This window comes from Pseudomonas sp. NBRC 111138 (genome assembly GCF_001320835.1).
GTDB classification, from domain to species: domain Bacteria; phylum Pseudomonadota; class Gammaproteobacteria; order Pseudomonadales; family Pseudomonadaceae; genus Aquipseudomonas; species Aquipseudomonas paracarnis.
The window spans coordinates 1-7,849 of the sequence record NZ_BCBO01000050.1 but is presented as its reverse complement, the minus strand read 5'-3'; the positions used below and the strand labels follow the sequence as shown (position 1 = coordinate 7,849).

Sequence of the window (7,849 nt, the reverse complement as noted above, 5' to 3'; positions counted from 1 at the left end):
CTTCAACGCAGGGTTCGTCTCCAGTGCCGCCGAAGCCGAAGAGGCCGGCCCCAGCGCACAAAAAGTCGAGGTAGGCGGGCGCTTGCTGCGTTATCTGGACATGGGCGAGGGCGGCACGCCGCTGGTGTTGGTGCACGGCTTCGGGGGCGATCTGAACAACTGGCTGTTCAATCAACCGGCCCTGGCCGCCGAACGCCGGGTGATTGCCCTGGACCTGCCGGGGCACGGGGAGTCGGGCAAGTCTCTGCAAACGGGAGACGCTGCCGAACTCAGTCACGCCGTACTGGCATTGCTCGACCATTTGGCGCTCGACCGTGTGCATTTGGCCGGCCACTCCATGGGTGGGCTGGTGACCCTCACCGTCGCCAGCCTGGCGCCTGCACGTATCGCCTCCATCACCTTGATCGCCAGCGCCGGTCTGGGTGCCGATATCAACGGCGATTACCTGCGAGGTTTTGTCGAAGCCAACAACCGTAACGCGCTCAAGCCGCCATTGACTCAACTGTTCAGTAACCCTGCGCTGGTGACGCGGCAGATGCTGGAGGACATGCTCAAATTCAAGCGCCTGGAAGGGGTGGATCAAGCGTTGCGCCAGCTCGATCACAGGCTGTTCGATGGCGGGCGGCAGATGCTGGATCTTCGCAGCGAGGTGGGCCGCCAGCCGAGCCTGGTGATCTGGGGCAGTGACGACGCGATCATCCCGGCAAGTCACGCCCAAGGGCTGCAGGCTCAGGTGCATGTATTGCCGGGGCAGGGGCATATGGTGCAGCTGGAGGCGGCGGAGCAGGTCAATCAACTGATCTCCACTTTTTTGAACGCGCAGCCCTGATTGAGGTTCAAGGGAGGGACGGTTTGGTCTGTCCCTCCCACAAGGTCAAGCGTGTTTTTTCAGCTGGAGCGTTTCAGGGTTTCGCTGGGCAGCTCCTGAAAAAGCGCCCGGTAGCTGTTTGAAAACCGCCCCAAATGCCAGAACGACCAATTCATCGCGACCTCGGCCACCGTGGTGTCGGTCGTGCTCAGCAACTCCCGCCGCGCCCCGTTCAACCGACGCAACCTTAACCACTGCGCCGGGCTCATCCCCGTGTAGGTCTTGAACCCTTGCTGCAATTGGCGCAACGGCACACCCGCAATCTGCGCCAGTTCCAACAGGTTGGCGGTTTCATCCGGTGCATCCGCCGCCCATTCGCCGATGCGCGCCATCAATTGGCGTTCTTCATTGCGCTTTTGCAATGAACTGCCGTCCAGGCACACGCAGGCGTTATCGAGGATAAACAGGCAGTCGTCGAGCAGTTGCTGGGTGAGGGCATCGCGGCTGATGGGGTCGGTCAGTGCCGACAGGCGCGTAAGGGTGCCGCTCAGCCAGCGAGTGAACAGCGCATTTTGCCGACAGGTCAGCGGTGCCATGAACAAGCCTTCGAGCTTGGCTATATCCAGGCCCTGGCGCTGGACGAACTGCGGGCCGAACACTACGGCCACTTCGCGGTAGTTTTCCGGGGTGATCCAGGTGTTGCGGCTTTCGCCATTGAGCAGGTACAGCGCGTCGTCACTGGCGTCGAAACAGAACGCCAGGGCGCCGGCAGGTGCGTTGAAATGCTGCTCCACCCGGGTGTTCATGCACTCTTCGTACACCTGCACCCCGTGCAGGTCGAGGTAGCGCACCCGCCCGGCAAAATGCCCGGGGGACATCTGCTGGTACTGCTGCACCCAGCCGGGTGTCGCACTGCATTGGGCGGCCACATCGCCGGTGGCGAAGGCCTGTACGCGCAAAGCGGTTGCCTGTGTCATGGTGATCCGTGCGCACTCTATTGGTGCGTTGTGCCGCGTGCAAAGTGGATAGATGCCGTTTCAAGGCTGGCCCAAGATAGACCTCAATGCGCTGGGAGTACAAGCCGGCGTCGCATCCCACCCAAGACGAGGTCCTTATGAACGCCCCCTTCGATCAGCTGTCCACCTGGCTGAAAGAACACAAGATTACCGAAGTCGAATGCGTGATCAGTGACTTGACTGGCATCGCACGCGGCAAGATCGCACCCACCAACAAGTTCCTGCATGAGCGAGGCATGCGCCTGCCGGAAAGTGTGTTGCTGCAAACGGTAACCGGGGACTTTGTCGACGACGATATCTATTACGACCTGCTGGACCCGGCCGATATCGACATGATCTGCCGCCCGGTCGCCAACGCCACTTACGTGGTGCCGTGGGCCATCGAGCCCACCGCCATCGTGATCCACGACACCTTCGATAAGCAGGGCAACCCCATCGAACTGTCGCCTCGCAATGTGTTGAAGAAAGTCCTGCAGCTCTACACCGACCAAGGCTGGCAGCCGATTGTCGCGCCGGAAATGGAGTTCTACCTGACCCAGCGCTGCGAAGATCCGGACCTGCCGTTGAAAACTCCCATCGGTCGCTCGGGCCGCGCCGAAACCGGGCGCCAGTCGTTCTCGATCGATGCCGCCAACGAATTCGACCCGCTGTTCGAAGACGTCTACGACTGGTGCGAAGCCCAGGGTCTGGACCTCGATACGCTGATCCACGAAGACGGCCCGGCGCAGATGGAAATCAACTTTCGCCATGGCGACGCCCTGGACCTGGCCGACCAGATCACGGTGTTCAAGCGCACCTTGCGCGAGGCCGCCCTCAAGCACAACGTCGCCGCCACCTTCATGGCCAAGCCGGTGGCCGACGAGCCCGGCAGCGCCATGCACCTGCACCAGAGCGTGGTCGAAATCGCCACCGGCAAACCGGTGTTCGTCGATGCCGACGGCAACATGAGCCCGTTGTTCCTGCATCACATCGGCGGCCTGCAGAAGTACATCCCCAAGCTGCTGCCGATGTTTGCACCCAACGTGAACTCGTTTCGGCGTTTTTTGCCGGACACCTCGGCGCCGGTCAACGTCGAATGGGGCGAAGAGAACCGCACCGTCGGCCTGCGCGTACCCACTTCCAGCCCGGAGGCGATGCGCGTGGAAAACCGCCTGCCGGGCGCCGATGCCAATCCTTACCTGGCGATTGCTGCCAGCTTGTTGTGTGGCTACCTGGGCATGATCGAGCACATCGAACCCAGTGCCCCGGTGGAAGGCCGCGCCTATGAACGCCGCAACCTGCGCCTGCCGTTCACCCTCGAAGATGCGCTGGCGCGCATGGAGGATTGCGACACGGTCAAGCAGTACCTGGGGGAGAAGTTCGTGCGCGGCTATGTCGCGGTCAAGCGTGCCGAGCATGAGAATTTCAAGCGGGTGATCAGTTCGTGGGAGCGTGAGTTCCTGCTGTTGAGCGTCTGAAAACAAGCATAAGAGGGGTGACGATATGCGTCTTGTGAACAAGCTTCTTCCACTGGCCCTGGTCGCGGCGTTCAGCAGTGCCGGCCAGGCGGCGCCGACGGTGAGTGTCTACAACTGGACCGATTACATTGGCGAGACCACCTTGGCGGACTTCCAGGCCAAGACCGGCATCAAGGTGATCTACGATGTGTTCGACTCCAACGAAACCCTGGAGGGCAAGTTGCTGGCCGGGCGCACCGGGTATGACGTGGTGGTGCCGTCCAACCATTTCCTGGCACGCCAGGTGAAGGCCGGTGCGTTTCTCAAGCTTGACCGTGCGCAGTTGCCCAACTTCAAAAACCTGGACCCCAAGCTGCTGAAGTTACTGGAACAGAACGACCCCGGTAATGCGCACTCGGTGCCATACCTGTGGGGCACCAATGGCATTGGCTACAACGTCGACAAGGTCAAGCAAGTGCTGGGTATCGACCGCATCGATTCGTGGGCGGTGCTGTTTGAACCGGAAAATATCAAGAAGCTGCATGAGTGCGGCGTGGCCTTCCTCGATTCAGCGGATGAGCTGTTCCCGGCGATCCTCAACTACATGGGCAAGGACCCACGCAGCGAGAATGCCGAGGACTACAAGCAGGCCGAAGCCAAGCTGCTGACGCTGCGGCCGTACATCACCTATTTCCACTCTTCCAAGTACATCTCGGATCTGGCCAACGGCAATATCTGCGTGGCCTTCGGTTATTCCGGCGACGTGTTCCAGGCCGCCAACCGCGCCAAGGAAGCCAAGAACGGGGTGAACATTGCGTACTCGATCCCCAAGGAAGGCTCCAACCTGTGGTTCGACCTGTTGGCGATTCCGGCCGATGCGAGCAACCCTAAAGAAGCCCATGCGTTCATCAACGACCTGCTTGAGCCTGAGGTGATTGCCAAGGTCAGCACCTCGGTGGGCTATGCCAACGCCAACCCGGCCGCCAAGCCGTTCATGCCTGCGGAGCTGGTGAACAATCCTGAGGTGTACCCGCCCCAGGACGTACTCGACAAACTCTATATCTCCACCACGCCTACGCCGGCGACCATGCGCGTGATGACCCGCGCCTGGAGCAAAGTGAAGTCCAACCGATGATGCAGCCCAATGAACACGCCCCGTCCTATTACCGCGCTTCGGCGAATGCCATGGCGCAGCGGCCCGCACTTGAGGCAGACCTGAGCGCCGATGTGTGTGTGATCGGCGGCGGCTTTACCGGGGTCAACACCGCCATCGAACTGGCCCAGCGCGGGCTCTCGGTGGTGCTGCTGGAAGCGCGCTGCATCGGTTGGGGCGCAAGCGGGCGCAACGGTGGGCAATTGATCCGTGGCATTGGCCATGATGTCTCCGGGTTCGCCAAATACGTGGGCGAGGAGGGCGTGCGCTATATGGAGCGGGCCGGTATCGACTCGGTCGCCCTGGTGGGCCAGCGCATTGCCGAGCACGGCATCGACTGTGACCTGCGCTGGGGGTTTTGCGAACTCGCCAATACTCCGGCGCAGTTCGCGGCGTTCAAGGGCGAACAGGCGCACCTGGCGGCCGTGGGGTATGCCCACGAAACGCGGCTGGTCGGCCCACAAGACATGGCACAGGTGGTGGGCTCTGCTATGTATGCCGGCGGCCTGGTCGACATGGGTTCCGGACATCTGCACCCGCTCAACCTGATATTGGGTGAAGCGCAGGCGGCCGAAGCCCTCGGGGTGCGTATCTTTGAGCACAGCCCGGTGCTGGAGCTGATCCATGGCGAAACGGTGCGGGTGCGCTGCACAGGCGGAAGCGTGCGCGCAGCCAACCTGGTGCTGGCATGCAATGCCCATCTTGAAGAGCTGGAGCCGCGCTTGAGCGGCAAGGTACTGCCGGCGGGCAGCTACATCATCGCCACCGAGCCTCTGCCTGAGCCCGTGGCCCAGCAGTTGATCCCACAGAACCTGGCGCTGTGCGACCAGAAAGTCGGCCTGGATTACTACCGGCTGACCGCCGACCGGCGTCTGTTGTTCGGTGGCGCCTGCCACTACTCGGGGCGCGACCCCCAGGACATCGCCGCGTACATGCGCCCGAAAATGCTCAAGGTGTTCCCGCAGTTGGCCAACACGGCTATTGAATTCCAGTGGGGCGGCAAGATCGGCATTACCGCCAACCGTTTTCCCCAGGTCGGGCGCCTCAAGCAGTACCCCAACGTGTTCTATGCCCAAGGCTATTCCGGTCACGGCTTGAACGTGACGCACTGGTGCGCACGGTTGCTGGCCGAAGGGATACACGCGGGTGCAAGCCAGGGCCTGGATATTTTCAGCCAGGTGCCGCACATGACCTTTCCCGGTGGCAAGGCGCTGCGCTCGCCACTGCTGGCGTTGGGGATGTTGTGGTATCGGTTGCGCGAAGCACTCTGATTGATCGTTCCCACGCTCTGCGTGGGAACGCCGCCGCGGACGCTCCGCGTCCCGCCGTTTAGTGACGCGGAGCGTCATGGGATGCATTCCCACGCGGAGCGTGGGAACGATCACCGGAGCGTGGGAACGATCAGTCGGTCAGCACTTTGCGAAAGGTTTCCACCAACGGCCTCAAGTTAACGCGGTGCCATGCCGCCCACAGCGGTGTGGTGTAGGCCAGCCACGGCAGTTCGCGCAATACCACGCCCGGTGGAGCGTTGCGGCTCAGGCCCTTTTGCACCATCGCCACCCCTAGCCCCGACGCGACCAGGCCCAATGCAGTAAAGGGCTCGCTGGCCTCCATGGGGATCTGCGGGATGAAACCGGCGCGGATGCAGGCGGCGACGAAATCATCGGCCGGGTTGGCGCCAGGTTTGCGCTGCACGCCGATCCATTGTTGGTCGGCCAGGTGTTCGGGCAACAGTTCAGGGTGTTGAGCCAGCGGATGCTGTTCAGGCAGGGCCAGCAGCATCGGGTCATCGAGGACTTGCCAGGCGGTCAGGTCCGGGTCGTCGGCGGCAGGTGGTTCGCTCACCAGGGCGATGTCCAGGCTGCGTTGGCGCAAACCTTCCAGTTGTTCCAGGGAGGGCAGGTTGTACAGCTTGATATGCACGGCGGGCCGGTCGTCGCGCAGTATGCGCAAGGCATTGGGCAAGACACCGGCGTGCATGGCGTTTTCGATATAACCGATGCACAAACCGCCTTCTTCGCCGCGGCCCAGGCGCTTGCCCAGAGACTCCAGGCGGTTGGCGTGGGTCAGCAGTGCCTTGGTTTCGGCCAGGAAAGTCTGGCCGTCGCGGGTCAAGCGGATACGCTGCTGGCTGCGTTCGAACAGGGTAAGGCCCAGGCGTTCCTCGAGCTGGGCGATCTGCCGACTCAGGGGCGATTGGGAAATGTGCAAGCGCTCGGCGGCGCGGCCGACGTGTTCTTCTTCGGCCACCACTTCGAAGTAGCGCAACTGGCGTAGATCAATCATGTAAGACCTGCAAGGACTCAAGTTGGTCGCAGTATGTCTTGGGCGGTCTGATCTGCGCAATCTAGCATCTGCTCAACGGTCACAGCGACCTCGCACCGATTGAGGAACCACCATGAGCTTGAAAGACACACTGCCCGGCGTACTGGGCTTTGGCACCGCCCCCTTGGGCAATATGTTTCGCGCTATCCCCGAAGAAGAAGCCCAGGCCACCGTCGAGGCCGCCTGGAGCCACGGCGTGCGTTACTTCGATACCGCGCCGTTCTACGGCTCGGGCCTGTCGGAAATCCGCTTGGGCCAGGCCCTGTCCAACTATCACCGCGATGACTACGTGCTCAGCACCAAGGTTGGCCGGGTAATTCTCGATGAAGTCGAAGAAACCGCCCGTGACCTTGGGGAAAAAAGCGGCGTATTCGAACACGGCCGGCCCAATAAAATAATCAATGACTACAGCGCCGACGCCACCCTGCGCTCCATTGAAGACAGCCTGACACGCCTGCAAACCGATCGCCTGGACATCGTGTGGGTTCACGACATCGCCCAGGATTTTTACGGCGACCAATGGCTGGAATACTTCAACCAGGCCCGCACTGGTGCCTTCAAAGTACTCACCCGTTTGCGCGAGCAAGGAGTGATCAAGGCCTGGGGGCTGGGCGTCAATCGTGTCGAGCCTTGCGAGTTGACCCTGGACCTGGCCGAAGCCCAGCCCGACGGCTTTCTGCTGGCGGGTCGCTATACGCTGCTGGACCACGACCGCGCCTTGCAGCGCCTGATGGACGCAGCCCACGCCCAGCAGGTCGAGATCGTCGTCGGTGGCCCGTACAGCTCCGGCATCCTCGCTGGCGGTGCGCACTTTGAATACCAGCAAGCCGGTCCGGCGATCATTGCCAAGGTCGAGCACATCAAGGCGATTGCCCAGGCGTTTGGCGTCAGTATCAAGGCCGCTGCGCTACAGTTTTCACTGGCGCATCCGGCGGTGGCGGCGGTGATTCCCGGTGCCAGTCGTCCGGGGCGGATTGCCGAAGACGTCGCGGCGTTGTCTGAACAGATTCCAGCAGCCTTCTGGCAGGCGTTGCGCGAGGCCCGCTTGATCTCGGACCGTGCACCTTTGCCTCTCTCACGTTAAGGAGCTTGAGCATGAAGATTGATGTAA

General features: G+C 61.9%; 7 protein-coding genes. 5 read left to right on the top strand and 2 right to left on the bottom strand.

Annotated elements, in window-relative coordinates:
• Positions 1 to 829 (top strand): acetoin dehydrogenase dihydrolipoyllysine-residue acetyltransferase subunit (locus tag APH41_RS09405; RefSeq protein WP_054918616.1); only part of this gene is annotated, 829 nt, incomplete at its 5' end.
• A 59-nt stretch (positions 830 to 888) separates the two neighbouring features.
• On the opposite strand, the gene APH41_RS09400 is transcribed toward APH41_RS09405, so the two are convergent.
• A complete protein-coding gene (locus APH41_RS09400) occupies positions 889 to 1,785 on the bottom strand; it encodes a helix-turn-helix domain-containing protein (RefSeq protein WP_054918614.1) in 897 nt (298 codons plus the stop codon).
• Positions 1,786 to 1,922: 137 nt separating this feature from the next.
• Here APH41_RS09400 and APH41_RS09395 point away from each other — a divergent pair, with 137 nt between their 5' ends.
• The 3 genes from APH41_RS09395 to APH41_RS09385 are packed head-to-tail and all read left to right on the top strand — an operon-like array spanning position 1,923 to position 5,684.
• Complete coding sequence (locus APH41_RS09395) at positions 1,923 to 3,281, top strand: glutamine synthetase family protein (protein WP_014718136.1); 1,359 nt, start codon at positions 1,923 to 1,925, stop codon at positions 3,279 to 3,281.
• 25 nt (positions 3,282 to 3,306) lie between these two features.
• The gene (locus APH41_RS09390; RefSeq protein ID WP_054896568.1) at positions 3,307 to 4,395 is read left to right on the top strand and encodes a polyamine ABC transporter substrate-binding protein; all 1,089 of its coding nucleotides are present in this window, start codon (positions 3,307 to 3,309) and stop codon (positions 4,393 to 4,395) included.
• Complete coding sequence (locus tag APH41_RS09385) at positions 4,392 to 5,684, top strand: FAD-binding oxidoreductase (protein ID WP_034125775.1); 1,293 nt, start codon at positions 4,392 to 4,394, stop codon at positions 5,682 to 5,684. Before APH41_RS09390 ends, APH41_RS09385 begins: the two co-directional genes overlap by 4 nt.
• Positions 5,685 to 5,814: 130 nt before the next feature.
• On the opposite strand, the gene APH41_RS09380 is transcribed toward APH41_RS09385, so the two are convergent.
• Positions 5,815 to 6,699 (bottom strand): LysR substrate-binding domain-containing protein, encoded by an 885-nt coding sequence (locus APH41_RS09380; RefSeq protein ID WP_054918612.1) that lies wholly within the window; start codon positions 6,697 to 6,699, stop codon positions 5,815 to 5,817.
• A gap of 112 nt (positions 6,700 to 6,811) precedes the next feature.
• On the opposite strand from APH41_RS09380, the gene APH41_RS09375 reads away from it, so the two are divergent.
• Positions 6,812 to 7,822 (top strand): aldo/keto reductase, encoded by a 1,011-nt coding sequence (locus APH41_RS09375; protein WP_054918610.1) that lies wholly within the window; start codon positions 6,812 to 6,814, stop codon positions 7,820 to 7,822.
• The last annotated feature ends 27 nt before the right edge of the window (positions 7,823 to 7,849 follow it).